The sequence below is a fragment of the Nonomuraea sp. NPDC049714 genome, assembly GCF_044465295.1.
Lineage (GTDB): Bacteria > Actinomycetota > Actinomycetes > Streptosporangiales > Streptosporangiaceae > Nonomuraea.
In genome coordinates, this window is sequence record NZ_JBITLM010000003.1 from 266500 (window position 1) to 291289 (window position 24790).

Consider the following 24790-nt stretch of genomic DNA (forward strand, 5'->3'; position numbering starts at 1 on the left):
GATGACCGCGATGACGATGGCGCAGGCGCTGAACGCCGCGCTGCGGGACGCGATGCGCGAGGACGAGCACGTTCTCGTCTTCGGCGAGGACGTGGGCCCGCTGGGCGGCGTCTTCCGCGTCACCGACGGGCTGACCAAGGAGTTCGGCGAGGAGCGGTGCTTCGACACCCCGCTGGCCGAGGCGGGGATCGTGGGGCTGGCCGTGGGGCTGGCCATGGGCGGCTTCCGCCCGGTGACCGAGATGCAGTTCGACGCCTTCGCCTACCCGGCCTTCGAGCAGATCGCCTCGCACGTCGCCAAGCTGCGCAACCGCACGCGCGGGCGGCTGTCACTGCCGATGGTGATCCGGATCCCGTACGCGGGCGGCATCGGCGGGGTCGAGCACCACTGCGACTCCAGCGAGGCCTATTACGCGCACACCCCCGGGTTGAAGGTCGTGACCCCCGCGACCCCCGACGACGCGTACTGGCTGCTGCGGGACGCCGTCTCCGACCCCGATCCGGTGATCTTCATGGAGCCCAAGCGGCTGTACTGGTCCAAGGACGAGACCTCGCTCGGGGACCGGCGGGCCGGCGGGTTCGGGCAGGCGGCGGTGCGGCGTGCGGGGCGTGACGCGACGCTGGTCGCCTACGGGCCGAGCGTCTCGGTGGCGCTCCAGGCCGCCGAGGTCGCGGCCCGGGACGGCATCGACCTGGAGGTGGTGGATCTGCGGACGATCGTCCCGTTCGACGACGAGACCGTGGTGTCCTCCGTGCGCAGGACGGGCCGCTGTGTGGTGGTGCAGGAGGCCCAGGGGTTCGCCGGGGTGGGCGCGGAGATCGCGGCCCGCGTACAGGAACGCTGCTTCCACTCGCTGGCCGCCCCGGTGCTGCGGGTCTCGGGATTCGACATCCCGTACCCGCCCCCGATGCTCGAACGCTCCCACCTGCCGGACGCCGACCGGGTCCTCGACGCGGTCGACCGGCTCCAGTTCGGCGACGAGCCCGACCTGCTCCACCTGGCCGGGGAGGCGTCATGACGACCACCGCCACCGGGCAGGTGTTCCGCCTGCCCGACCTCGGCGAGGGCCTGACGGAGGCCGAGATCGTGGCCTGGAAGGTCGCCGTGGGCGACACGGTCGAGATCGACCAGATCGTGGTGGAGGTCGAGACCGCCAAGGCGGCCGTGGAGGTGCCGGTCCCGTACGCGGGGACGGTGCTGCGACTCCACGCGGAGCCGGGCGCCGTCCTACCGGTGGGCACCCCCCTCATCGAGATCGGCCCCGCCACCCCCACGGACGCCACAGAGACCACCGCCCCCGGTGACACCGCGAGCGCCGCGGGGGCCGCGGGGGCCGCGGACCGCTATCGCGAGGAGGAACGGGCCGGCTCCGGCAACGTTCTGATCGGCTACGGCACCGCCCCCACCCCGACCTCCCGCCGACGCCACCGCCACCCCTCACGCACACCCACCCCCCGACAACCCCCCGATCCCACCCTCCAGGCACCCGAACCCGCCCGACAGGCACCCCAGCCAGTACGCCCGCCCTCCGAACCCGCCCGACAGACACCCCAGCCGGCGCGCCGGCCCTCCGGACCCGCCCGACAGGCACCCGGACCCGCCGGACAGGCGCCTGAGGCAGTGCGCCCGTCCTCCGAGCCCGCCGGACAGGCATCCGGCTCCGAGCCCGCTCCCGCACCGGATCGCGCGCCCGGCCAGGCGCCTCGGGTGATCTCTCCGCTTGTCCGCAGGATCGCACGTGAGCACGGGGTGGATCTCGCCGCCGTCAACCCCACCGGCCCACGCGGAGTGATCCTCCGCCGTGACGTCGAACGGGCCATCGCCGACGCCGGGACACCGCCGCCCACAGTCGAAGCGCCGCCGACGATCGAAGTGGCACCGGCGGCGGAGCGGGTCCCGCTGCGTGGGCTGCGCCGGGCGGTGGCCGACAAGGTAACCCGCAGCCGTAACGAGATCCCCGACGCCACGACCTGGGTGGACGTGGACGCCACCGCCCTGCTCACGGTCAGGGACGCGCTGAGACGTGCCCGCCCGGACCTGGGCATCGGCCTGCTCGCGATCCTGGCCCGCGTCTGTGTGGCCGGCCTGCGGCGCTTCCCCGAGCTGAACTCCTCGGTCGACACCGGCCGCGCCGAGATCGTCCGGCACGGGCACATCAACCTCGGCTTCGCCGCCCAGACCGATCGTGGCCTGATGGTGCCGGTGGTCCGCGACGCCCACCTGATGACCACCGCGCAGCTCGCCGCCGAGCTGGCCCGGCTCACCGGCCTCGCCCGCGCGGGCGAGTCGCCGCCCTCGGCACTGACGGGAGGCACCTTCACGCTCAACAACTACGGAGTCTTCGGCGTGGACGGATCCACCCCGATCATCAACCATCCGGAGGCGGCGCTCCTCGGCGTCGGCCGCATCATCGACCGGCCCTGGGTGACCGATGGCACGGTCGCGCCCCGCAAGATCGCCCAGCTGTCCCTCACCTTCGACCACCGGGTCTGCGACGGCGCCGCCGCCGGCGGCTTCCTGCGCTTCGTGGCCGACTGCGTGGAGAACCCCGCCATCCTGCTCGCCCACGTCTGAAGGATCCCCGCGAGGACTACTGAGAGGAGCGCACCGGATCGGGCCACAGAAAGCGGGCGGCCAGGAGCGCGACCAGCCCTCCGGCCGCAGCGGATCCCACGCCCGCCCGACCCGCAGCCCGGCCCACTGGACGACCTCAACGGCCGGCTTCAGGGAGCCCGCTCGGCGTCGGTGAAGACCATCGCCTCCCGCCAGGCCGCGACCAGATTGAGGCGCACCGAGGTCTCCCTCGCGTGCGCGGCTTCCTCGGTGTGCATGTCGACGCAGACGCCGCAGCCGTTGATCTGGCTGACGCGGAGCGCCACCACCTCGCGCGTACGGCGGTTACGTCTCGCGCCTGTTCAGCAGTTTGGGCAGGGCCGCCAGCGTCGCCCCGCCCGCGCCACCGCCGCCGAGCAGGGCGCCCGGCCACTCCGCGCCGGTGGCCAGGACGAGCGCGCAGGTGATCGCGGCGATCATGAACGTCACAGTGAGCGTGAGCAGCTGACGCGTGGTGAACATCGGTCCTCTTTCCTCAGATGCGGTCGTCGGCCCAGAACTCGATGAGCTCTTCGGGGGTCAGGTCGTCAGGGCGCGCGGCGGGCGGCGTGCGTCCCGTCGCGAGCACCCAGGTCGTCAAGAGCGTGACCAGCAGGTGTTCGTCCGCCGGGCAGGGAGCGTCAGCGCAGTACGCGATGCTTGACGGACGAGCCGTGAGTAACGGCATGGGGGGACGGCCTCCCGGAGAGCGGCGATGAATGCGGCCAAGCATGCGTCGCCGTGAACGCAGTCGGCCAGCGGTCCAAACGCGCTCGGACGGAGCCGTACAAGACCGGAAAGGAAGTGCCGGGAGGTAAACGTCCGCTACCTTCCGACGTCGTCCGGATTTATCCGGATTCATCCGGCGAAAGCCCCTTCAATAGCGACAAAAGCCCAGCAAGGTCCCCCGATCGGTGCCCAGTGCTGCTCTTGATGCTGTTGTGTCAACGATCATCCGAAGGGGCCACAGCGACCGGACGAGATGGAATCTGCGAAGTGTCCTGGACTGCGAGACTATTTCTGAAAATATGGCGACACTAGATGACCTTCCGACGCCACCAAGGACGATGACTAACACACTCAGGTCAGGATCCCATTCCGCCTTCATAGCTGCGCTCATAGAGCTGCGGGAATCGGCCGGCCAGCCCAGCTATTCCCAGATGAAACGGCTGTCGCGCGCGCCGGCCGTCCCCAAGGAACTGCCTGAGAGCACGCTCAGCGACATCCTCAACGGCAAGCGCGAACGCCTGCCCGACTGGGAGCTGGTCGCCTCCTTCGTGATGGTCTGCCGGACCCACGCCGAGCGGACCGGCCTGGCCACGGACCCCCTCGGCACCGTGGAGCAGTGGCAGGCCCGCTGGCGTGCCGCCAGGACCGAACAGCCGAGGCCACATGCCATCGGGTCGTACGATCTCTACGGCACACCCGCCGACGAGGCCGAGCGGCGCACCACCCGGACCGTCGCGCGCCTGGTCCGCCAGGCGGCCGGCGGCGACGCCGAGGCCTCCTACCGGCTGGCGATCATCCACGTGCTGACCGGTGAGGCCGCGGCTGCGCGGTACTGGATCTACGCGGCGGTCCAGCGACGTCATCCCGATGCCGAGACCTTCGCCGGCGATCCGCGCCCGATCGAGTTCGCCGCGAACCAGTCCTTCTCCTACGGCCAGGCCTACGAGCAGGAGGGCCCGGCCAAGCGCGACATCGCCAGGTTCTACTACAGGCTCGCAGCCGACCGCGGCCACCCGCGCGCCGCCGAGTGCCTGCGGGCCCTGCGCGCCGTCCCGTTCGGCAAGCTGCTCCCCGCGCCCGTCGGCACCGAGCATCGTCCCGAGGCCGGATGACCTGAAGGCGAGCGCTGATCGTCAGAGTAGAGTCCAGGAGAGTGCGCAGGCGATTCGGTGAGACTCGGACGGCGGATGTGCTGGTCGTCCTCCTGGCGTGGTCGCTGTCGACCCCGGGAGTCTCCGGGACGGCCTTCGCGGCCCAGCTCATCATCGGCGGGCCGGCCTCGATCGCACTGCTCTGGCGCCGTGAGCGTCCTGTCCTGGTCGTCTGCATCAGCCTCGCCTGCACGCTGGCGCTGTTGCTGCTCGTGCCACACCCGGTGTTACCCGCCGCGCTCGCCTGGGCCCTGTACTCCGTGGGCAGGCGCACCCCGTCGCGCGTCGCCTGGACGACAGGCGCGATCAGCGGGCTCCTCTACGGCGGCATGCTCGTGGTCCTGCACCTCACCGGCGCGCCGATGCTCGCCCGTGACGGGGACGGGCCGCTGCTCTCCGCCCTCCTGCTCGCCGTGCTCCTCCAGCTCCCGATCGTCCTGCTGGTCGCGCTGGGCAATCTGGTACGGCTCCGCCATGAGCTGAAGGAACGCGACCTGGCCGAGTCGGCGCGCAACGCCGTCCAGGTGGAGCGGGCGCGGCTCGCACGCGAGCTGCATGACGTGGTGGCCCACCACATCACCACCATGAACGTCCTGCTCGGCATGGCGCGTACGGTTCTGCGGCAGGATCCCGGCCGGGCGGAGGAGACGATCGTCACGGCCGAGCGGAACGGCCGGGACGCCATAGCGGAGCTGCGGCAACTGCTGCACGTCCTGCGGGCCGAGCGACCCGGGGGAACCCGGGACGACGATCACGCCGCCGGGGTCGACCTCCTGCCCTCCCTGGCGGACCGGGCGCGGGAGGCCGGTCAGCACGTCACCCTGGAGGTGACCGGGGAGCCCTTCCCCCTGCCGGCGACCGTGGACCACACGGTCTACCGGATCGTCCAGGAAGCGCTGACCAACTCCCGCAAGCACGCTTCCGGTGCCATGGTCACCGTCACGGTGAAGTATCTTGCCGGCATGATAGACGTGCTGGTCGGCGACGACGGTCCGGCCGGGCGGAGCACGACGGCGACAGAGGGCTTCGGCTTGCGGGGGATGGCCGAGCGGGTCGCCCTGTGCGGCGGGGAGCTGCGCATCGAGGCCGTTCCCCAGGGAGGTTTCCGTGTCCACGCGCGCATCCCGGCCGATCAGGGTGCTGATCGTCGATGACCTCGCGCTGATCCGGGCCGGGTTCGGCGCGATCCTCCGGACGCAGGAGGACATCACCGTCCTGGGCGAGGCCCAGGAGGGCGAGGCGGCGTACGAGTTCTGCCTGCGGTCGGCTCCGGACGTGGTGCTGATGGACATCCACATGCCCAACGGCGTCGACGGCGTCACGGCCACCCGGCGCATCACCGGCGAGCTGCCCGGGGTGCGGGTGGTCATGATCAGCACCTTCGATCTCGACGAGCACGTCATGGAGGCGCTGCGCGCCGGCGCCTCGGGCTTCGTGTCCAAGGAGGTCCCGCCGGAGGAGCTGGTCCGGGCGGTGCGCGTCGCGCACCAGGGCGAGTCGGTGGTGACCCCGCGCCTGCTGACCAGGCTGATCGAGACCTTCGTCCGGACGCCGCGCCCGCGCCGTCGTCCCCGGCTGGCCGGTCTCACCGAGCGCGAGCAGGACGTGCTCGTGCTGATCGCGCGCGGCTACTCCAACGCCGAGATCTCCGCCTCGCTCCAGGTCGCCGGCTCGACCGTCAAGAACCACGTGACCAGCCTCTTCGCCAAGATCGGCGTCCGTGATCGCGCCCAGGCGGTGATCCTGGCCTACGAGACGGGTCTCGTGCGGCCCAAGGAGTAGGGGCCTGGGAGTTGGGGCCTGGAAGTGGAGCCCTGGGAGTAGGGCCCTGGACGCGCCACTCCTGGGACCAGGCTCCCAGGGCGAGATTCGTCCCGGCGAGGGACGAGACCACGCCGGCCGGGCGGGACGCTGAGCACATGCTTGGAAAGAGCCCCTTACCCACCGCGGTCCGCCTGGCGCAGGTCTCCCACGTGTACGGCGCGAAGGAGACCGCCGTCACCGCGCTCAAGGACGTGAGCCGGGATTTCACACCCGGCACCTTCACCGCCGTCATGGGACCGTCCGGATCCGGCAAGACGACCCTCCTGCAGTGCGCGGCCGGGCTGCTGGACCCGACCTCCGGCTCGGTCTTCCTCGGCCCGCACCGGCTCAACGGCATGATCGAGAAGAAGCTGGCGATCCTGCGCCGGGAGCTGGTCGGTTTCGTCTTCCAGGCGTTCAACCTGATGCCGGCGCTCACCGCCGCCGAGAACATCACCCTGCCACTCCGGCTGGCGCGCCGGAGCGCCGACCAGGCGTGGATGAACGAGCTCGCAGAGCGCGCGGGCATCGCCGACCGTCTGGGCCACCGCCCGCACGAGCTGTCCGGCGGGCAGCAGCAGCGGGTGGCCATCTGCCGGGCGCTGATCACCAGGCCCCAGGTGCTCTGCGCCGACGAGCCGACCGGCGCCCTGGACAAGGCCGCGAGCCGGGCGGTGCTGTCGGTGCTGCGCGAGGCCGTCGACGACCTGGGGCAGACCGTGATCATGGTGACTCACGACCCGATCGCCGCGGCGACAGCCGACCAGGTGCTCTTCCTGGTGGACGGCAGGATCACCGATGTGATGGACGCACCCTCCCCCGAGCGGGTGGCCGCCACCGTGACGCGGCTGGCGGGTGCGGAGTGATGCTGTCCATCGCCTGGACCACGCTGCGCCGCCGGCCGGGCGTGCTGCTCGGCGCGTTCCTGATGATCGTCATCGGGTCGGGCCTGATCAGCGCGTTCTCCCTGATCCGGCACTCGGCGGTCAACGCGGAGGCGCCGATCGAGCGGTATCGGGCCGTCCCGGTGGTCGCCGGGGGCGCCGAGGGGCTGTTCACCCGGGACGCGGTCGATCGCGTCCGGGGGCTGCCGGGGGTCAAGGAGGTCGTGCCGGAGCTGACGTTCACCGCGATCGTGCTGAAGGCGGACGGGCGGCCGGCGTTCCCGCTCGCCAGGATCGCGCAGTTCGGCCATGGCTGGGCCGGCGCGAAGCTGACCCCGTTCGCGCTCAGCGCCGGGCGGGCGCCCACCGGCGACGGCGAGGTCGTGCTGGACCGGCAACTGGCGGCGGCGGCCGGGGTCTCCCCCGGTGACCCGCTCCAGGTGCTGGTGGCGGGCGCGACCCGGACGTATCGGCTGGCCGGGATCGCCGAGCCGGCCTCCGGTGGCCCCCTGGCCTATCAGCGCACGCTCTTCTTCACCGAGGAGCACGCCGCCGAGCTGGCCGGACGCGGCGGCGGGCGGGTGGACGGCCTCGGCGTCCTGCTCGAAGCCGGATCCGATCCCGCGGCCGTCGCGGCCGCGATCCGTCCCCTGCTGAGCGGGACGATCCGGGGCGACGCCCCCGGCCCGGCGGGGTTGCCGACCCTGCAAGTCCTCGCGGGCGCCGACCGCGGCGTGCTGGAGGGCAGCCTGCCCAGCGATCGCGCGACCGGCCAGACCATGGTCATGCTGACGGTGATCGTCGCGTTCATGGCCGTCACCGTGATCAGCGGCGCGTTGATCACCTCGATCCGCCGCCGGTCGAGGCAGCTCGCCCTGCTCAGAGCCGTCGGCGGCACGCCTGGCCAGATCAGGGTGCTCTGCTGCGCCGAGGCGCTGCTGCTGTCGCTGCTGGGCGGGCTGGCCGGCGGTCTCGCGGGGCTGGGACTGGCCGAGGTGCTCGTCGCCGCCCTGCGCTCCAGGGAGATCTTCAATCCGGCCTTCCGCGTCAGCTACAGCGCGGAGCCGCTGGTCCTGGCCCTCGTGGTCACTCTCGTGGCCGGTCAGGTGGCCGCCTGGCTGACAGCCCGCGCCGCGTTGCGGATCAGACCCGCCGAGGCGCTGGCGAACTCCTCGTCGGTGGCGGAGCGTACCAGGAAGAGCACTTTCAAGATCATCGCCGGTGTTCTGGCGCTGGCCGGCGCGGGGGTCGTGCAGATCGTCGGCATGGCCGGGCTGATGCCGCCCGCCCTGCGCGGGGTCTACGGCGTGCTGGCGAGCGGGCTGGTCATGATCGGCATCGGGCTCGTCGGTTCGTGGATCGTCCATGGGCTGACCCGTCTCGGCCGCGCGCCCGTCGCCGCGCTCTCCCCCGTCGGCGGCTACCTGGCCGCCGCCAACGTGCGCTTCAGCCATCGCCGGTACGCCGGCGTCGTGGCGCCGCTGGCCGTGGGCGTCGCGATCGCGGGGTGGGCGCTGAGCAGCCTGCCGCTGTACACCCTCAGCACCACCGAGGAGACGGCCGAGCGGATCGACGCGGACCACATCCTCAGGACGCCGCTGATCCGCGACACGTATGTCGGCCTCGGCGAGGACGTACGGCAGGCGGCCGCGAGCATCCCCGGCGTCACCGCCACCGCCGGCCTGTGGGAGGTCTGGGCGCAGGCCACCCCGCTGCGCCCCGGCCAGGACGGGACCGTCCAGGACACCGCCGCCACCTACGCGAGCGTCGTCACGGGCGCGGCGGACGACCTGCTCGACCTCCAGGTGCGGCAGGGGAGCCTGTCCGAGGAGGGCGTGGCCGTGGGCGCCTCCTACGCGCGGCAGCGCGGCATCTCGCTCGGCGAGCGGGTCCAGGTGCGCGTCTCCGGCGCGGCGGAGCCGGTCGACCTGCCGGTCGTGGCCGTCTTCGCGCGGGACAAGGGCGGCCAGGAAGGCCTGGTGATCCCCGGTGCGGCGCTCACCGATCAGGTGGCCGCGCCCGCTTACGAGCGGATCCTGGTGCGCGCCGGGTCCGACCCGGCCGTCGCCCGCCGGTTGCACGCTCTCGCCGGGGAGAGCGGCCTGGTCAAGGTGGAGACGCCGGCCGAGTTCCGTGAGCGGTTCGTGGCGGAGCGCTCCGCCGCCACGTCCGACCTCGGTGTCCTGTCCGTGGTGTTGGTCGGCGGCTTCCTGCTGCTGGCCGCGGTCATCGCGCTGGTGCTGAGCGCCGCCGACCGCACCGGGGAGTTCCACTCCTTCCGCCAGATCAACGCGGACCGGCGGCAGATCACCCTGATGGTCGTCTGGGAGATGGTCCTGACGGTCGTCCCGGCCTGGGTGCTGGGGGTGGCGGCGACCGGGTGGATGGCGTTCCTGATGGCCGGCGGAGATGTGGCGGAGGCCGTGCGGGCGCTGCCGACGGGCACCCTCGCCGCCTTCGGACTGGCCGGGTTGGTCACCGCCGTCGCCGGGGCCCTGATGACCTCGCGTACGGCGATGACCGGCCTGAACCGATTCGAGATGAACTGACGCGTGACACCGCCTCGGGCCCCGGCGCGACGCCGGCGCCGAGCGATCGTCCGGCGGCGGTCACGCGGGGGCGGGAGAGTTCAGGACGCGGCCGAGCCAGTCGCCGCGCGTCCGGCGCGCGGCGGCCGACAGGCTCGCCTGCGGGAACAGCGCGTCGAACCCGTGGAAGCCGCCCGCCCAGATGTGCAGTTCGGCCTGGCCGCCGGCCGCCCAGATCCGGGTGGCGTAGTCGACGTCCTCGTCACGGAAGACCTCGGCGGTGCCGGCGTCGATGTAGGTGGCCGGCAGGCCCGAAAGGTCGTCCGCCACGGCGGGCGAGACGTAACCGGGCACATCCTGGCCGTCGAGGTCGCCGAGGACCGCCCGCCAGCCGAACGCGTTCATCTCGCCGGTCCAGGTGCCCGGCCCGTCGGCGTACTGCCTGCTGGAGGCGGTGCCGTCGCGGTGGTCGAGCATGGGGCAGATGAGCACCTGCCCGGCGATCGCCGGTGTGCCCCGGTCGCGGGCCAGCAGGACGGTCCCGGCGGCGAGGCCGCCACCGGCGCTGGCCCCCGCGACGACGATGCGGGCGGGGTCGACGCCCAGCTCGCCGGCATGCTCGGCGGTCCAGATCAGCCCCTGGTAGCAGTCCTCGACCAGCGTCATGCCGGTCGCCTCCGGCGCGAGCCGGTAGTCCACGGTGACGACGACGGCGCCGAACTCGGCGAGCCACTCCAGCGGGATGTCGATCTGCGAGAAGCGATCCCCCAGGATCATCCCGCCGCCGTGGATCCAGTAGACGCACGGCGCCGCCGTGGAGCGGCCGGGCCCGGCGGGGCTGAAGATCGACAAGGGGATCAGCGCGCCGTCCTGGCCGGGAACGGTGACCTCGCGCCTGTCCACCGTGAGACCTTCGAGGAAGGTCTCGACCGGTGCCGACGGATACTGGCGCAATTGGGCGAGAACCTCGGGGGTGAGCTGGGGCATGGGCGGCATCTCGGCCAGAGCGGCCTGCAGTTCGGGGTCGAAGCCGGGGCGGGGCAGAGTCATGGGGAGCTTCCTTTCGTGGTGGCGGGCGGTGTCAGAAGGCGGCTTTGCCGCCGACCGGCACCGCGTCGACGTACTCGGACTCGCCTGCGAGCAGCGGCTGCAGCTTCGCGACGAGCGCCTGCGCCTCCTCGGTCGCGAAGAACCGGCCGTGGGCCTCCTCGGTGCTCCACCCTTCGATGACGTGGACGAGATCCCGGTTGCCGGCCGAGCGGCTCACCAGGAAGACGACGCAGTCCTCGTTCGACAGGGACGGCGCGTCGAGCAGGAACTCGACCAGCTCGTCGCCCTTTCCGGGCCGGGCGGTCAGGGTGGCGTGGAAACCGTGCTCGACGTTCATGGGTACTCCTTCGATCGTGGTGCTCCTGGGATGTCGATGAGTCCATGTAAGCAGCTCGACCTGCGAAAACGTTAGAACGATGCTGTCGGCTTCTTGCCCGATCCTCTCATTGCCTGGAGGATCGAGTACATGTTTCAATCGGCGCATGAGCCTCGACGAGCTGCGTGCCCTGATCGATCGCCACGCCCGGCCCGACATGACGACCGCCATCGACGGCGTGCTGGTCTCGAAGGTCGGCCACTCGGCTCCGCCGTCGCCGGCGATGTCGGGCACAGTGCTGGCGCTCATCGCACAGGGCGCGAAACGGATCGCGCTGGGCGACCGGATGTACGAATACCGCGCCGGGCAGTACCTCCTCGCCTCGGTCGACATGCCGATCACCGGCCACTTCACCGAGGCGAGCCCCGACCTGCCCGCCCTGGGGTTCGGCCTGGTCCTGCACCCGCCCACCGTCGCGGAACTGCTGCTGCAGGCGGCCCCCGGAGACCTCCCGTCCGACAGCGGCACGCCGTCCGGCATGGCCGTCAGCGACGCGTCCGACGCGCTCGTCGACGCGGTGATCAGGCTGCTGCGCCTGCTCGACCGGCCACGCGACGTGGCGGTGCTCGCGCCGCTGCTGAAGCGGGAGATCCTGTGGCGGCTCATGACCGGCGAACAGGGCGCGGTCGTCCGCCAGCTGGGCCTCGCCGACAGCGGCCTGTCCCACGTCGCTCAGGCGGTGCGGTGGATCCGCGACCACTACGCGCAACCCTTCCGCGTCGAGGACGTGGCGCGGCTGTCCGGTATGAGCGTGTCCGCCTTCTACCGCAACTTCCAGGCGGTCACCGCGATGAGCCCCATCCGGTTCCAGAAGCAGATCCGGCTGCAGGAGGCCCGGCTGCTGCTCGCCACCCATCCTCACGACGTCACCGGTGTCGGTCGTCGCGTCGGCTACGACAGCCCGTCGCAGTTCAGCCGTGAGTACCGCCGCCAGTTCGGCGCGCCGCCCAGCCAGGACGCGGCCCGCCTGCGCGGCTCGGCGCCCTCCCTGGTGTGAGGATTCACCCGTTCTCGCCGACGGCAGGGCGTGGGCCCGATGCTACGGTTAGCCCCCGATATACACATGAGGGGACGCATGTTTGGCATTGTCCGGCCGTGTCAGCACGTCATGTGCAAGGGGCTCTATGCGGACTGGATGGGCCACCTGTGCGGGCTCTGCCTGGCCCTCCGCGACGAGCACGGGCACCTGTCCCGCCTGGTGACCAACTACGACGGCCTGCTCGTGTCCGTTCTGACCGAGGCCCAGTCACCCGCCGCCGCGCCGCGCCGGAGAGCGGGCGCGTGCGCGCTGCGCGGCTTCAAGGGCGCCGACGTGGTGGAGGCCGAAGGGGTACGGCTGGCGGCCTCGGTGTCGCTGCTCCTGGCGGCCGGCAAGGTGCGCGACCACGTGGCCGACGGCGACGGCGTGTACGCCCGCCGCCCGGTGGCCGCCGGGGCCACCCGCCTGGCGCGCCGCTGGTCGGCGGCAGGCGCCGCCACGGCCGGCGCGCTGGGGTTCGACGTCACCCCGCTGACGGCGGCGGCCCATCGCCAGGCTCTCCTGGAACGCGCGCCGGCCCGGCCGGGGATCGCCGGGTTACGTGAGCTGACCGGGCCCACCGAGGACGCCGTCGCCGCCGCGTTCGCGCACACCGCGACGCTCACCGGCAAGCCGCACAACCGGGAGGCCCTGGAGGCGGCAGGGCGCGGCTTCGGGAGGCTGGCGCACCTGATCGACGCGGTGGAGGACCTGGCCGACGACCGCGCGTCCGGGTCGTACAACCCGCTGGCCGCCACCGGCACCGGCCTGGACGAGGCGCGCCGCCACTGCGACGCCACGCACGCGGAGTTACGCGCCGCCGTGGACGAGCTGGACCTGCCACGCCCCGCGCTGACCCGCGCGCTGCTGGTCCGGGAGACCGGCAGCGCCGTCTCCCGCGCCTTCGCCACCGCCGGGACGCCCGGCACCGGCCACCCGCCCGGCCGCTCGCCCGGCGCGCCCGGCACCGGCTCCCCGCCCGGCGTCCCCGGCGCGCCCCCGGAAGGGCGGCCGCCGAAGCGCGACCCCGGCGGCCTGCTGTCGGCCATGTGCGCCGCGCTGACCTGCTGCACCTGCGGCCTGTACCGGCCGTCGTGGGACGAGGAGCACCAGAGCTCCTGCTGCCAGCGCTGCGACTGCTCCGGCTGGGACTGCTGCGGCAATTGCAGCAATTGCGGCTCCTGCTGCCCCGGTGAGGACTGCTGCTGCGGTGACGGCTGCTCGTGCGACTGCAACTGCGGCTGACCGCCGTGTCTCAGGACCCGGCCTCCGGGCCTCCGCATCCGCGGATGCGGAGGCCACCGGAGTGACGCCAGCACGTCCCCTGTGGGGACCTGTCATCCCGCACAGCCCGTCAGGAGCCGACGCCGTGCAGGTCAAGGAGACGCTCACCGGCCTGTGACCTCGTCGCCGGCAAGGGGATCTCGAAGTGGACGGTGTGCGAGGTGGCCGGGTCTGCGTCGCGGTCGTCGTGCACCAGGGTCGCCTGGGAGCGCCAGAACTGTTCCGCGCCGGGCACCCGGGTGTCGGTGTGCAGGTAGAGGCGCTCGTACCCCGGCGTGGTCGCGACGAAGGCCTGGGCCAGCCGGACCAGCCGCCCGGCGAGCCCGCGGCGGCGGTGCTCGGGGTCGACGTAGACGCGGTAGAGCTGGGCGGTGCTGGGATCGGGGTAGCGCTCGGCCAGCCAGGCCGGGTGGGGTGGGCTGTTGGGGGCGGCGGCGCGTACGCCGGTGGTGGCCACGACCTGCCCGTCGTGGACGGCCACGAAGAGCGCGTGCCGGGGTTCGCGCAGGTAAACGCCTTCGAGGTCGATGACATCGGCGTGCCATTCGGGGCGGAAACCGTAGCGGAGGTCGTGGTAGAAGGTGTCGAGCATGACCTTGCGGGCGCCGTCGAGGTCCGCGACTCCGGCCAGGCGCGCGTCGTACTGGTCGTTCATGGTGTGGGCTCCTGTTCGAGCGTGGTCAGGACGTGCGTGGCCGGGCCGTGCTCGACCAGCCGGCCGTCGGCGACGACGGCGACGTGGTCGGCGAGCCCGGCCACCACGCCGAGATCGTGGCTGATGACGACGAGGGTGAGGCGGCGGCGGCGGGCGGCGAGGCGCTGGAGGTGCCGGAGAACCGTGGCCTGGGTGAGGGTGTCGAGCCCGGAGGTGATCTCGTCGCAGATCAGCACGTCGGGCTCGGCGAGCAGGGCGCGCGCGAGGGCGGCGCGCTGCAACTCGCCGCCGGACAGTTCGCCGGGCCGCCGCCGCGCGGTGCCGGGCGGCAGGGCCACTTCGGCGAAGGTCTCCAGGGCGGCGGCGGTGGCCTGCGGGGTGCTCATGCCACGCAGTCGTACGGCGGTGCGGGCCACCTGATCGAGGACGGCGCCGTTCGGGTCGAACGAGGCGCGGGCGTCCTGGAAGACGTACTGCACCGCGGCCAGGTCGGCCTTGGTGCGGCGGCGCAGGGAGGGGGCGAGCTCCCGGCCGTCGAGCCGGACGGAGCCGGAGTCGGGAGTGTGCAGTCCGGCCAGGCAGCGGGCGAGGGTGGTCTTCCCGCTGCCGGAGCGGCCGACGACGGCCAGGCACTCCCCCGCGCCGACGCGCAGCGACACGCCCTGCAGGGCCTGCCGCGCGCCGTGCCGGGCAGCCAGTCCGCTCACCTCCAGCCGAACGGTCGCGGCCAGGTCCCGTTCGGGCGTGGCACGGCTCCGCGCGGGCGCGGCGGGCGGGCGCGGGTGGGTGGCGAGGTCCTGTTCGGGCGTGGCGGGCGGGCGCGGGTGGGCGGCGAGGAGGGCTCGGGTGTATTCGGCGCGGGGCGCGTTCAGCACGGATGCGGCCGGTCCGGCCTCGGCGACGTGGCCCTCGCGCAGGACGACGACGTGGTCGGCCAGCGCGCGTACGACGTCGAGGTCGTGGCTGAGCAGCACGATCGAGATGCCCTGACGGACCAGTGCCGACAGCTCGCCGACCACCTCGTCCCGGGTGAGGTGGTCCTGGCCCGTGGTCGGCTCGTCGGCGACGATCACCGCCGGGTCGCCGAGCAGGGCCTGCGCCAGCACGAGCCGCTGCTGCTGGCCTCCGGACAACTGGTGCGGGTAGCGGCGCAGGAATGCCCGGTCGGCCGGCAGGCTGGCGCGGCGCAGCGCCGGCTCCACGGATGTGCCGTGCCGGGAGGCGATCTCCTTCAGCACGGCCCCGATGCGCCGTACGGGATTGAGCACGGAAGACGGATGCTGCGGGATGAACCCCACGGTTCCGGGCGCGGGCGGCCGGTCAGGGCCGACCTCCCGCCCGCCCACGCGGACCGTGCCGGTCACCTCGACGCCCGGCGGGTGCTCGCCGAGGAGCGCGAGCCCGGTCGTGGTCTTGCCGCTGCCGGAGCCGCCGACCAGGGCGAGCACCTGCCCTGCGGGCAGGTGGAAGCTGAGCCCGTGCAGGATCGGCGCGGCGCGCAGGTCAACGACGTCGATCATGTACGGCCTGCCGAACGCGAGGGGCGACCGGCGGACAGCGCGCGGTCGAAGGTGAGGTTGAGCCCGACCGACAACGCCACGATGAGCAGCGCCGGGACGACCACCGCCCAGGGCTGGAGGAACAGCCCGCCCCGGTTGCGGTCCACCATGACGGCCCAGTCGGCGGCGTCGGGTGCGACCCCGATGCCGAGGAAGCTGGCCGCGGCCACCAGATAGAGCGCACCGGTCATCCGGGTGCCGAGGTCGGCGGCGAGCGTGCGCAGCATCGAGCGGCCCACGTACCGCACCGCGATACGCGCGCGGCTCTCGCCCTGCAGCCGCATGGCCTCCAGCGCGGGCCGGGCGGCGATCTCCAGGGCGGCGGCGCGGGAGATCCTGGCCACGTCGGGCAGGTTGATCAGCATGACGATCGGCGCCAGGCTCAACGCGCCCACCGGCGCCACCGTGGCCAGCAGGATGAGCAGCAGCAGCGACGGCACCGCGAGCAGCAGGTCCAGCGGGCGCATGAGCAGCTCGTCGAGGACGCGGCGGCGGCTCATCGCGGCGGCTATGCCCCACGGGACGCCGAGAAGGTAGGCGCCCGCCGTGGCCAGCAGCGCGACGAGCACCAGGCTCCGGCCGCCGAGCAGCACCTGATGCCAGGTGTCGCGGCCGATGAAGTCCGTGCCGAGCGGGCCGGAGCCGGCGAACGCCACCCCCCGGGTGAGCTCGTCGGGCACGAACCACGGCCCGGCCAGGGCGACGAGCAGCGGGATCGCCAGCAGCAGCCGCCTCATGCGCGCGGCGCCAGCCGGAAGGCCGCCAGGTCGGCGAGGAGATTCACCAGCACGGTGGTGGTCGCGAAGACCAGCGCCAGCCCCTGCACCACCGGCAGATCACGGCCGTCGACGGCCCCGGTCAACGTCGTGCCCAGGCCGGGGATGACGAAGACCGCCTCGACCACGATCACGCCGCCCATCAGCCAGTCGGTGGTCCGGGCGACCTGCTGGACGGCCGGGGCCAGCGCGTTCGGCAGCGCGTGCGCGATCCGTACCCGGGAGACCGTCAGCCCGAGCCGGAGCGCGTGCCGTGCGTAGTCGGAGCGCAGCGCGTCGATCATGCCCGCGCGGACCAGCCGGCTGATCGAGCAGATCGGCCGGGCCAGCAGCACCACCAGCGGAAGCACCAGCACCGCGGGCTGCGCGAGCAGGCTCGGCACGCCCACGGCGGTGGGCGGCAGCCACCCCAGGCCCACGCCGAACACCGCGATCAGCACGATGGCCAGGGCGAACTCCGGGATGGCGTACAGCGCGACGCTCACCGAGGTCAGCGCCCGGTCCAGCGGACGGCCCTCGCGGACGGCCGCGGCCACGCCGACCAGCACCGCCAGCGGCACCAGGACCAGCAGCGTGAGCCCGGCCAGGACCAGCGTGGGCTGCAGCCCGTCGAGCAGGATGTCGGCCACCGGCCGGTCCGAGACGATGGAGACGCCCAGGTCCAGCCGGGCCAGCCCGGCCAGCCAGTCGAGCAGGCGCTCCAGCGGCGGCCGGTCCAGCCCCAGCGCGGCGCGGATCTGCGCGATCCGCGCCGGATCGGGGCTGTCGCCGGCCATCGAGACGGCCGCGTCGCCCGGCAGCGCCTCGACCAGCAGGAACACCGCCACCGCGACGGCCAGCACCTGGCCGAGGCCGAGGAGCGTCCGCCGCGCGGCGTAACGGGGCAGGTTCACCCGAGGCGTACCTTGTCGAAGCGCGCCCAGTCGAGGGTGTTGGCCGGCGCGCTCGTCACGCCGGTGACGTTCGCGGCCGTGCCGACGATCCAGTCGGCGAACCCCCACACCAGCAGCCCGCCCTCGGCGTGCAGCATCTCCTGCATGCGGTGGTACGCCTCGCCGCGGGCCCGCTCGTCGGCGGTGGAGACGGCCTTGTCGTACAGCGCGTCGAACTCCGGTCTGGCCCACCGGGTGGCGTTGGTCGTGGAGGTCGACAGCAGCCGCTGCGCGATGTGCGTCTCGATCGGCATCGCGCCGGAGCGGAAGCTGACCAGGGAGCCCTTGGTGAGGATGTCGGCCCAGTACGTGTCCTTGTTGCCGGTCACCACCTCGGCCTTGAGGCCGGCCTTGCGGATCTGGTCGGCGAAGACGCTCGCGGACTCCACGAAGCCGGCCGCCGCGTTGGAGGTGGTCAGCTGGACGGTGAGCCCTTCCGCCCCGGCCTTCCTGATCAGCGCCCGCGCCTTGTCCAGGTCGGGGACGCGCTGGGGGATGTCGTCGGCGTAGTACTGGTAGCCCTTGCCGTACAGGTCGTTGCCGACCTGGCCGGCGCCCGGCATGACGGTGTCGACGAGCTGCTGCCGGTCGGCGAGCAGGAACATCGCCTCGCGCAGGCCGGGGTCGTCGAACGGCGGGCGGTCCACCTTCATGGCGAACGCCTGCACGCCGCTGTTGGGCGAGCGGACCATGGTGACGCGCGAGCCGTGCTGCCTGGCGGTGGTGGGGGTGAGGTCGTGGGCGTACTCCACCTGGCCGCCGAGCAGCGCGTTGATCCGGGCGGACTCCTCGTTGGCGATGACGAACTCCAGCTCGTCCAGGTGCGGCGGGCCGTCCCAGTAGTCCGGGTTGCGCTTGAGCAGCGTGGCGCGGCCGGGCTGGAAGGAGACGAAGGAGAAGGCACCCGAGCCGACAGGCTTGGTGAAGTCCTCGCTCCCCTCGGGGACGATGTAGGCGCCGAACGCGGCCATCACGTTCGGGAACTCCACGAACGGCCGCCTCAGCATGAACTCCACCGTGCGGTTGTCCACCACGCGGCTGTTCGCCAGGTCGATCATCGCGAGGCTGGACCTGGCGCGGAAGGTGCGCTTCGGGTCGAGGATGCGGGCGTAGCTGGCCAGCACGTCCTGGGCGCGGACGGGGCGCCCGTCGTGGAAGGAGGCGGGCCGCAGGGTGATGCGCCAGCGCCGCAGATCGGCCGACGGCTCCCACTTCTCCGCGAGCCTGGGCTGGGGTGACACGTCGGGGCCCAGGTCGGCGAGCTTGTCGAAGAGGGCCTTGGACCTGGCCGCCTCGACGAACAGGTTCGCCAGGTGCGGATCGAGGACCTCGGTGGCGCCGCCTCCCGCGAAGGCGGCCCGCAGCCTGCCCCCCGTCGAGGCCGACCCGGCGGACCCGGCGGTCGGCGTGGCGGCACAGCCGGTGAGGGCGGCGGCCGCGAGTGCGGCGGTGAGTCCGAGGAATCCCCGGCGGTCTGGGTGGTCGTTCATCGGGCGGCGCCTTTCCATCGGGCGGACGGCGGCGCGGCCAGAAGGGGCACCGGCGTGACCCCGTCAGGCCACGCCTGCGTTCGCAATGGAAATCATTATCATTCCCTGGCCCATCTGCGCAAAGTTGACGGATAGTTGTCTTTAAATCACCCTAAGTGATCGATATTCGGTGACTTGTATGCGAGTAATTAAGGAGGTCGACGGCTATTTCAGCGAGCACCCGCATAGGTGGACGAGCTGCCTCAAAGGCAACAAAGGAGGACAATTAGGGCGGACAACTGGCGGTAGCTGTCAATCGAGTACGCCGCAGGTAAAGTCGGGTCGTGGAAGTGAGGACCCAGGTAAGTGCCCTTCTCCGGAGGCGGCTCATCCGCGTGTTAGCAGCGGCCGTCGTCGGCGCTCTCGCCGGTCTGGTGATTTTCGAGCTGACCCGGATCGGTGGTCGCGGTCTTTACATCACCGCAGGAGCGGTGGCCGGGATGGCGGGCATCGTGGTGATCCAGATCTACAACCGGTCGGCCCGGCTGACCGAGGTGAAGGTGTCGGTTCCGCAGCTGAGCGAGTTGACGTTCGTGGTCAACAACGAGAGCCGCAACGTCGCCTGGCAGTTGTTCGTGGAGACTGTGACCCGCGTGTCCACGCAGCCGCTCGACGACGACGAAGGCCTGACCCGGGAAGCGCTCACGTCGCTGTACGGCCTGTTCGCCACCACTCGCGACACCTTGAAGTCCAGCAGGCCGTCGGTCCCGGTGCCAGGCGGGCGCACGGTCGAGCACCTGGCGATCACGATGCTCAACCAGGAGCTCCGCCCGTTCCTGTCGAAGTGGCACCCTCGGCTCCGCGAATTCGAGCAGGCACGGCCGGACGCCACCGAGACCGACTGGCCGGAGAACGCCGCTTGCCGCGCGGAGCTCCGTGAGGCGCAGCGACGCATCCATGCTTACGCGATGGGATTCGCCAAACTGGCCGGCGTTCGCGAACCGGAGGCCATGGCCAGTGCGGTCCCCTGAGGAGTCCGGGACATACCGCTACGACGCCTTCCTGTCGTCCGGCGGACGACGCGACCAGCGGCGGTGGTGCGCGCCACCCGCTCTCAGGGCAGCGAGGCGGGCAGTCCGAGGGCGGTGAAGTGCTCGGGGCCGATGAACGAGGTGATCTCGCAGATGTACGCCTCCCGCAGCGTGAACACGTTGACCGCCCAGGCGAGGTACGCGCCGGCGTCGTCGTTCCAGAGGTAGCAGCCCACGCCGGGCTGGCCGTTCGCGCCGGTCGGGAGGTGCCGCCAGGCGCCGCAGCTCTTCAGCGGGACCCGCACGGCGAACTCGGTGACCGTCTCCAGCCCGCGGTACCAGTGCGGCAGCGGCGGCATCGACCAGGTGACGTCCTCGGTCAGCAGCGCGACGAGCGCGTCGGCGTCGTCGCGTTCGAGCGCGCTGGAGTAGCCGGTGACGATCTCCCGCAGGCGCGCGTCGCCGATCTTGCGCAACGTCTGCTGCTGCGTACGGGCAGGGACCTTCTCCGCGACGACCCGGCGAGCCCGCGCGAGGGCGGAGTTCACCGACGTGGCGGAGGTGTCCATCATGGCGGCGATCTCGGCGGCGGAGAAGCCGAGGACCTCGAAGAGCACCAGGGCCGCCCGCTGGTTGCCCGGCAGGTGCTGCAGGGCGGCGACGAACGCCAGCTCGACCGCTTCGCGCTGCTCGTAGCGCGCGGCCGGGCCGCCGGCGATGGCCGTGTCCGGGTAGGGGCCCAGCCAGGCGACGTCGGACAGGGGGACGGCGTCGACCACGGGATGGTCGCTGGCCGGGCCCAGGTCGACGGGCATCGCTCGCCTGCCGCGCGCCTCGACGAGGTCCAGGCAGGTGCGGGTGGTCACGGTGTAGAGCCAGGAGCGCAGCGAGCTACGGCCCTCGAAACGCGCCAGCCCGCGCCACGCCCGCAGCAGGGCGTCCTGCAGAGCGTCGTCGGCGTCGTGGGTGGAGCCGAGCATGCGGTAGCAGTGGGCGTGCAACTCCCCGCGCAACGGCGCGACGAGGCGGGTGAACGCCGCGCCGTCACCGTCGCGGGCGAGCGCCAGATCATCCTGCGCCGGCGCGTCGTCCCCGTCGCGGGCCGACGTCAGGTCGTCCCGCGTCGGCGCGTCGGCAGGCCGTGCAGAATTCTTCTCCATAAGCGACGATTGTGCCCTCCGCAGGGAGTCCCTACTTCGACCGGACACCGATGTCCCCTGCCAGGAGGCCCAGATGAGCCAGACGATGCCCGCCATCTCCGCGACGCTGGAGGTTCCCGACGCGCGCCTGTACTACGAGGTGCGCGGCGAGGGCCCCCTCGTGGTGCTCGTCGGCGCGCCGATGGGCGCCGACTCCTTCGCGCCGGCGGCCGACCTGCTCGCCACCGACCACACCGTGCTCACCACCGATCCGCGAGGCATCAACCGCAGCCCGGTCGACGACCCGGACCAGGACTCGACCCCGGAGCTGCGCGCCGACGACCTCTCCCGGCTCCTGACCCACCTGGACGCCGGCCCGGCCGCGGTCTTCGGCTCCAGCGGCGGCGCCGTCAGCGCGCTGGCCCTCGCCATCGCCCGTCCCGAGCAGGTCCACACCGTGGTCGCGCACGAGCACCCGGCCTACGCCGTGCTCGACGACCGCGAGCGGCTGCACGCGGGAGCCGACGACATGATCGCCACCTACTTCGCCGGTGACGTCGTCGGGGCCTGGAAGAAGTTCATGGCCCAGGCCGACATCTTCCTGCCGGAGGGGCTGATCGAGCAGATGTTCGGCGGGGAGCGCGACCCTCAGCAGGTCGCGGACGAGCGCCGCTGGTTCGCCCACGAGCTGCGCCCGACCACCCGCTGGGAGCCCGACATCACGGCTCTGCGCGAGGTGCCGACCCGCATCGTGATCGGCATCGGCGAGGAGTCCACCGGCCAGCTCTGCGACCGCACGTCGACCGCGCTCGCCACGGCGCTCGGCATCGAGCCGACGACGTTCCCCGGCGACCACACCGGGTTCGCCGACGACCCCGAGCGGTTCGTCACCCGGCTGCGCGCGGTCCTGCGCGAGAGCTGATCACCGGACGACTTGAGACGCCCAGGCGGAAGGCTCCCGGAATGCGGGGATTCAGTCCGCGCCCAGGTTCAGCGGTGTGGTGACGATCAGGCGCCATTCGCCGCCGAACAGCGCGTCGTTGTCGTCCATCCAGGCGATCGTGGGTCTCCCCTGGTCGTTGAGGGTCATGGCCAGACCGTCGCCGGGGCCCCATCCGATCCTGGCCACGGCGGTGCGCACGCAGCGAGGTCCCGTACAGGTGGCGAGCATGAGGCGTGTCCCGTCGTGGCTCTGGTACGCGACCAGCGGACGGCCCGCCCGGTCCAGCACCATCACCGGGGTCGACCGGTAAGGGCCGCCGGCGTCCAGGGTGATCACCTCGGCCCGGGCGCAGTCGGGTGTGCGGCAGTCGAGCAGCTTGGTCGCGCGATCGTTCCTGTCCCGGTAGGCGATCAGCGGCCGGCCGTCCGCCCGTACCACCAGGGCCAGGCCGGTGTCCCGGCCCCGCTCACTCTCGACACTCGGCGGGTAGGGAGGGACGGGCCTGGTCACGCGGGTGCGCAGGCATGCGGCGTCCGCACAGGAGATGACATGGATCTGGCCGTTGTGGGTGTCGAACCGGGCGGCGACAGGCCGGCCGCCAGGTGCCGTCGTGACGGCCAGGCTGGGCACGCCGGGCAGGTACGAGGTGGCGTCCAGCCGTGCGACCCGCTTCTGCTCCGGGCGTGCGCAGGCCACGTCGGCGCAGAAGACGAAGGAGACGATGTCCTTGGTCGGGTCCGCGTCACCCTTCACCCGCTCCTTGTCGGCGAAGGCCACGACCAGGCCGCCCTGCCGCACGGCCATCGCCACCCCCGCGTAGAACGCCGGACGTTCCGCCTTCGCGACGATCCCACCGCCGGGGACGGGCACGCACGCACCCGCTTCACACGTCAGCATCCTGAGGGCCTCTCCCGACCAGGTGGTGAGCAGGAGCCGCCCGTCGGGCAGGCGGACGCTGACCGCGCCGGGAAGCGGATCCGTGCCGGCGACCGGCTGCTCCGCCCACGTGAAACTCGTCTTCTCGCAGGAGGTGTCGGCACAGGTCAGCAGGCTGGCGTGATCGTCGTAGCCGTCGATGACCATGGCCAGGATCCCGCCACGGCCGGCGTGCACGTCCCGCAGGTCGAAGGGCCGCAACTCCGGACCGTCGGCAGAGGAGCCCGAGGAACCGGACGGCTCCGCCTTCTGCCACGACTCGGTCACGTTCGTCTGGGAGACCTCCAGCCAGCCGAACGGATTGATCAGCACCACCCCGCTGAACAGCACCCCGGGCAGCAACACAGTCAGCAACAGCGCGCGCCTGAACGGGCCCGGCGGACTGCCGGGGAGGCCGCGTACCAGGTCCTCGACCTCGTTCGAGTCCCGCCAGGCCAGGCAGTGCAGGAACTGACGGGTGACCACGGCCGCCTGGACGGGCGTGACGGCCAGGGCCAGCGCGAATCCCGCCACGCCCGATCCAACGGTCTCCAGGGCGCCGGGCAGCAGCCCCAGCCCCCGTCCCAAGCCCCAGGTCGCCGCGGCGGGGACGACGACCACGCCGAAGGCGAGCGTGAACGCCGTCGCCCTACGGCGCAGCCTGCTCAGCCGGTAGGCGTGGCGGATCGCGCCCAGCGCCGTACAGCCGTGCAGCATGACGCCGGGCACGGCCAGCAGCCCCGGCGTCGCCGTCAGCGCCAGCGTCACCATCACGGCGATGGCCATCCACTCCTGGCGGGTCAGCAGCAGGACGCCGAACCCGGCGGCCACCACCACCGCGTACGCCAGCGCTCCCACCACGACCAGGAGCAGCGTGGACGGCAGCCGTCGAGCGGCGGCCCGCAGCGCCGCGACAGGCGACACCGGCCGGTCGACGAGCCGTCCAGCGGCCAGGACCACCGTCCCGGGGAACACCAGCGCCTGCCCCAGGATGCCGGCCGTCACCAGCAGCCCCGCCCAGATCAGCAGCGAGCCGTCGGACCCGCCGATGAAGTGGAGCCGGTCGTTGATCACCGCCGCCGAGTCGTCCAGCGACACCACCAGCATCAGCTGGACGAGCACGGAGACAGGCACGTACACCAGCACGCCGGGCAGCACGAGGGGCACCAGGTGCCGCCCGGCGCTCAGGTAGCTGCGCCACAGAACGCCGGACTCACGTAGCTCGTCGGCGGAAGTCACGGATCGAACGGTGACAGGAACCTTGTCCAGATCGCTCCCCATTTGCCGGAACCGGTCTGGCCACTGCGGGCTACTCGAAGAGCGACGGGTCTCCGGTGCCCCGGCGGAGGATCTCCGGCTCGTCCTGGGAGAAGTCGACGACCGTCGTCGGCGTGGCGCCGCACTCGCCGGCGTCGATGACGGCGTCCACCTCGTGGTCGAGCCGCTCCTTGATCTCCCAGCCCTGCGTCAGGGGCTCGGTCTCGTCGGGCAGCAGCAGGGTGCTCGACAGCAGCGGCTCGCCGAGCTCGGCCAGCAGCGCCTGCGTGACGACGTGATCGGGGATCCGGACGCCGACCGTCTTCTTCCGGGGATGCATCAGCCGCCGCGGCACCTCCTTGGTCGCGGGCAGGATGAACGTGTAACCGCCGGGGGTCGCCGCCTTGACCGAGCGGAACAGCGCGTTGCTCAGATGAATGAACTGGCCGAACTGCGCGAAGTCCCCGCACATCAGGGTGAAGTGATGGTCGCTGCCGAGGCTGCGGATCTCCCTGATCCGGTCGATCCCGTCCCGGTTGCCCAGCCGGCACCCCAGGGCGTAGCACGAGTCCGTCGGGTACGCGATCAAGCCGTCCGCCCGCAGGAGGTCGACGACCTGGCTGATCAGCCGAGGTTGCGGATTGTCCGGATGCACATCGAAGTACTTCGCCACACCTTCGATCTTAGGAGCGGCCACGA

Annotated in this window: 23 protein-coding genes and 1 pseudogene; 11 read left to right on the forward strand and 13 right to left on the reverse strand. The window is 72.2% G+C overall.

The genetic code is table 11. The features are described 5' to 3' along the window. Window position 1 precedes the first annotated feature (1 nt). The gene (locus tag ACIBQX_RS14490; protein WP_397004373.1) at window positions 2–1018 is read left to right on the forward strand and encodes an alpha-ketoacid dehydrogenase subunit beta; all 1017 of its coding nucleotides are present in this window, start codon (window positions 2–4) and stop codon (window positions 1016–1018) included. Beyond that, a complete protein-coding gene (locus ACIBQX_RS14495) occupies window positions 1015–2574 on the forward strand; it encodes a 2-oxo acid dehydrogenase subunit E2 (protein ID WP_397004375.1) in 1560 nt (519 codons plus the stop codon). The genes ACIBQX_RS14490 and ACIBQX_RS14495 overlap by 4 nt, the downstream gene beginning before the upstream one ends. Before the next feature lie 149 nt (window positions 2575–2723). Here ACIBQX_RS14495 and ACIBQX_RS14500 read toward each other — a convergent pair. The 3 genes and pseudogenes from ACIBQX_RS14500 to ACIBQX_RS14510 all read right to left on the reverse strand — a co-directional run. Next, a pseudogene (locus ACIBQX_RS14500) lies at window positions 2724–2888 on the reverse strand (carboxymuconolactone decarboxylase family protein); the annotation flags it as partial. A 10-nt stretch (window positions 2889–2898) separates the two neighbouring features. Continuing rightward, complete coding sequence (locus tag ACIBQX_RS14505) at window positions 2899–3075, reverse strand: hypothetical protein (protein WP_397004377.1); 177 nt, start codon at window positions 3073–3075, stop codon at window positions 2899–2901. Window positions 3076–3088: 13 nt separating this feature from the next. After that, the gene (locus tag ACIBQX_RS14510; RefSeq protein WP_397004379.1) at window positions 3089–3280 is read right to left on the reverse strand and encodes a hypothetical protein; all 192 of its coding nucleotides are present in this window, start codon (window positions 3278–3280) and stop codon (window positions 3089–3091) included. Between the two features lie 472 nt (window positions 3281–3752). Between ACIBQX_RS14510 and ACIBQX_RS14515 the strand changes: the two genes are divergently transcribed. The 5 genes from ACIBQX_RS14515 to ACIBQX_RS14535 all read left to right on the forward strand — a co-directional run bounded on the left by ACIBQX_RS14515 (window position 3753) and on the right by ACIBQX_RS14535 (window position 9708). Beyond that, window positions 3753–4433 carry a hypothetical protein gene (locus tag ACIBQX_RS14515; RefSeq protein ID WP_397004381.1) on the forward strand — a complete coding sequence of 227 codons (681 nt, stop codon included), beginning with the start codon at window positions 3753–3755 and terminating at the stop codon, window positions 4431–4433. Window positions 4434–4474: 41 nt separating this feature from the next. Continuing rightward, window positions 4475–5626: a sensor histidine kinase gene (locus ACIBQX_RS14520; RefSeq protein WP_397004383.1), complete on the forward strand. Its 1152-nt coding sequence runs from the start codon at window positions 4475–4477 to the stop codon at window positions 5624–5626. Continuing rightward, window positions 5580–6254 (forward strand): response regulator, encoded by a 675-nt coding sequence (locus tag ACIBQX_RS14525; protein ID WP_397004385.1) that lies wholly within the window; start codon window positions 5580–5582, stop codon window positions 6252–6254. Before ACIBQX_RS14520 ends, ACIBQX_RS14525 begins: the two co-directional genes overlap by 47 nt. 137 nt (window positions 6255–6391) lie before the next feature. After that, entirely contained in the window at window positions 6392–7141 is a 750-nt protein-coding gene (locus ACIBQX_RS14530; RefSeq protein WP_397004387.1) for an ABC transporter ATP-binding protein, read from the forward strand. After that, the gene (locus ACIBQX_RS14535; protein WP_397004389.1) at window positions 7141–9708 is read left to right on the forward strand and encodes an FtsX-like permease family protein; all 2568 of its coding nucleotides are present in this window, start codon (window positions 7141–7143) and stop codon (window positions 9706–9708) included. Before ACIBQX_RS14530 ends, ACIBQX_RS14535 begins: the two co-directional genes overlap by 1 nt. A gap of 60 nt (window positions 9709–9768) precedes the next feature. Here the strand turns inward: ACIBQX_RS14535 and ACIBQX_RS14540 are convergent, their stop codons facing one another. Further along, window positions 9769–10737 carry an alpha/beta hydrolase gene (locus ACIBQX_RS14540; RefSeq protein ID WP_397004391.1) on the reverse strand — a complete coding sequence of 323 codons (969 nt, stop codon included), beginning with the start codon at window positions 10735–10737 and terminating at the stop codon, window positions 9769–9771. Window positions 10738–10768: 31 nt separating this feature from the next. Continuing rightward, on the reverse strand, window positions 10769–11074 hold the full coding sequence (locus tag ACIBQX_RS14545) for a putative quinol monooxygenase (RefSeq protein ID WP_397004393.1): 306 nt from the start codon (window positions 11072–11074) through the stop codon (window positions 10769–10771). Window positions 11075–11219: 145 nt separating this feature from the next. Here ACIBQX_RS14545 and ACIBQX_RS14550 point away from each other — a divergent pair, with 145 nt between their 5' ends. After that, window positions 11220–12110: an AraC family transcriptional regulator N-terminal domain-containing protein gene (locus ACIBQX_RS14550; protein ID WP_397004395.1), complete on the forward strand. Its 891-nt coding sequence runs from the start codon at window positions 11220–11222 to the stop codon at window positions 12108–12110. A 78-nt stretch (window positions 12111–12188) separates the two neighbouring features. After that, window positions 12189–13376: a DUF5685 family protein gene (locus tag ACIBQX_RS14555; protein ID WP_397004397.1), complete on the forward strand. Its 1188-nt coding sequence runs from the start codon at window positions 12189–12191 to the stop codon at window positions 13374–13376. Window positions 13377–13485: 109 nt separating this feature from the next. Here the strand turns inward: ACIBQX_RS14555 and ACIBQX_RS14560 are convergent, their stop codons facing one another. Genes ACIBQX_RS14560 through ACIBQX_RS14580 form a run of 5 tightly spaced genes read right to left on the reverse strand, consistent with a single transcriptional unit; the run spans window position 13486 to window position 18827 of the window. Further along, window positions 13486–14070, reverse strand: coding sequence for a GNAT family N-acetyltransferase (locus ACIBQX_RS14560; protein ID WP_397004399.1), 585 nt, complete (start codon window positions 14068–14070; stop codon window positions 13486–13488). Then, window positions 14067–15590 carry an ABC transporter ATP-binding protein gene (locus tag ACIBQX_RS14565; protein ID WP_397004401.1) on the reverse strand — a complete coding sequence of 508 codons (1524 nt, stop codon included), beginning with the start codon at window positions 15588–15590 and terminating at the stop codon, window positions 14067–14069. Before ACIBQX_RS14565 ends, ACIBQX_RS14560 begins: the two co-directional genes overlap by 4 nt. Further along, window positions 15587–16366, reverse strand: a complete 780-nt coding sequence (locus ACIBQX_RS14570; protein WP_397004403.1) for an ABC transporter permease — start codon at window positions 16364–16366, stop codon at window positions 15587–15589. The genes ACIBQX_RS14565 and ACIBQX_RS14570 overlap by 4 nt, the downstream gene beginning before the upstream one ends. After that, window positions 16363–17298 carry an ABC transporter permease gene (locus ACIBQX_RS14575; protein ID WP_397004405.1) on the reverse strand — a complete coding sequence of 312 codons (936 nt, stop codon included), beginning with the start codon at window positions 17296–17298 and terminating at the stop codon, window positions 16363–16365. Before ACIBQX_RS14575 ends, ACIBQX_RS14570 begins: the two co-directional genes overlap by 4 nt. After that, on the reverse strand, window positions 17295–18827 hold the full coding sequence (locus ACIBQX_RS14580; RefSeq protein ID WP_397004407.1) for an ABC transporter substrate-binding protein: 1533 nt from the start codon (window positions 18825–18827) through the stop codon (window positions 17295–17297). The genes ACIBQX_RS14575 and ACIBQX_RS14580 overlap by 4 nt, the downstream gene beginning before the upstream one ends. A 374-nt stretch (window positions 18828–19201) precedes the next feature. Here ACIBQX_RS14580 and ACIBQX_RS14585 point away from each other — a divergent pair, with 374 nt between their 5' ends. After that, a complete protein-coding gene (locus ACIBQX_RS14585) occupies window positions 19202–19837 on the forward strand; it encodes a hypothetical protein (RefSeq protein ID WP_397004409.1) in 636 nt (211 codons plus the stop codon). An 83-nt stretch (window positions 19838–19920) separates the two neighbouring features. Here the strand turns inward: ACIBQX_RS14585 and ACIBQX_RS14590 are convergent, their stop codons facing one another. Further along, window positions 19921–20997 (reverse strand): sigma-70 family RNA polymerase sigma factor, encoded by a 1077-nt coding sequence (locus tag ACIBQX_RS14590; RefSeq protein WP_397004411.1) that lies wholly within the window; start codon window positions 20995–20997, stop codon window positions 19921–19923. A 73-nt stretch (window positions 20998–21070) separates the two neighbouring features. Here ACIBQX_RS14590 and ACIBQX_RS14595 point away from each other — a divergent pair, with 73 nt between their 5' ends. Further along, the gene (locus ACIBQX_RS14595) at window positions 21071–21898 is read left to right on the forward strand and encodes an alpha/beta fold hydrolase (RefSeq protein ID WP_397004413.1); all 828 of its coding nucleotides are present in this window, start codon (window positions 21071–21073) and stop codon (window positions 21896–21898) included. Window positions 21899–21949: 51 nt separating this feature from the next. On the opposite strand, the gene ACIBQX_RS14600 is transcribed toward ACIBQX_RS14595, so the two are convergent. Further along, window positions 21950–24073 carry a hypothetical protein gene (locus ACIBQX_RS14600; RefSeq protein ID WP_397004415.1) on the reverse strand — a complete coding sequence of 708 codons (2124 nt, stop codon included), beginning with the start codon at window positions 24071–24073 and terminating at the stop codon, window positions 21950–21952. Between the two features lie 70 nt (window positions 24074–24143). Beyond that, a complete protein-coding gene (locus ACIBQX_RS14605; RefSeq protein WP_397004417.1) occupies window positions 24144–24764 on the reverse strand; it encodes an L-threonylcarbamoyladenylate synthase in 621 nt (206 codons plus the stop codon). Window positions 24765–24790 lie beyond the last annotated feature (26 nt).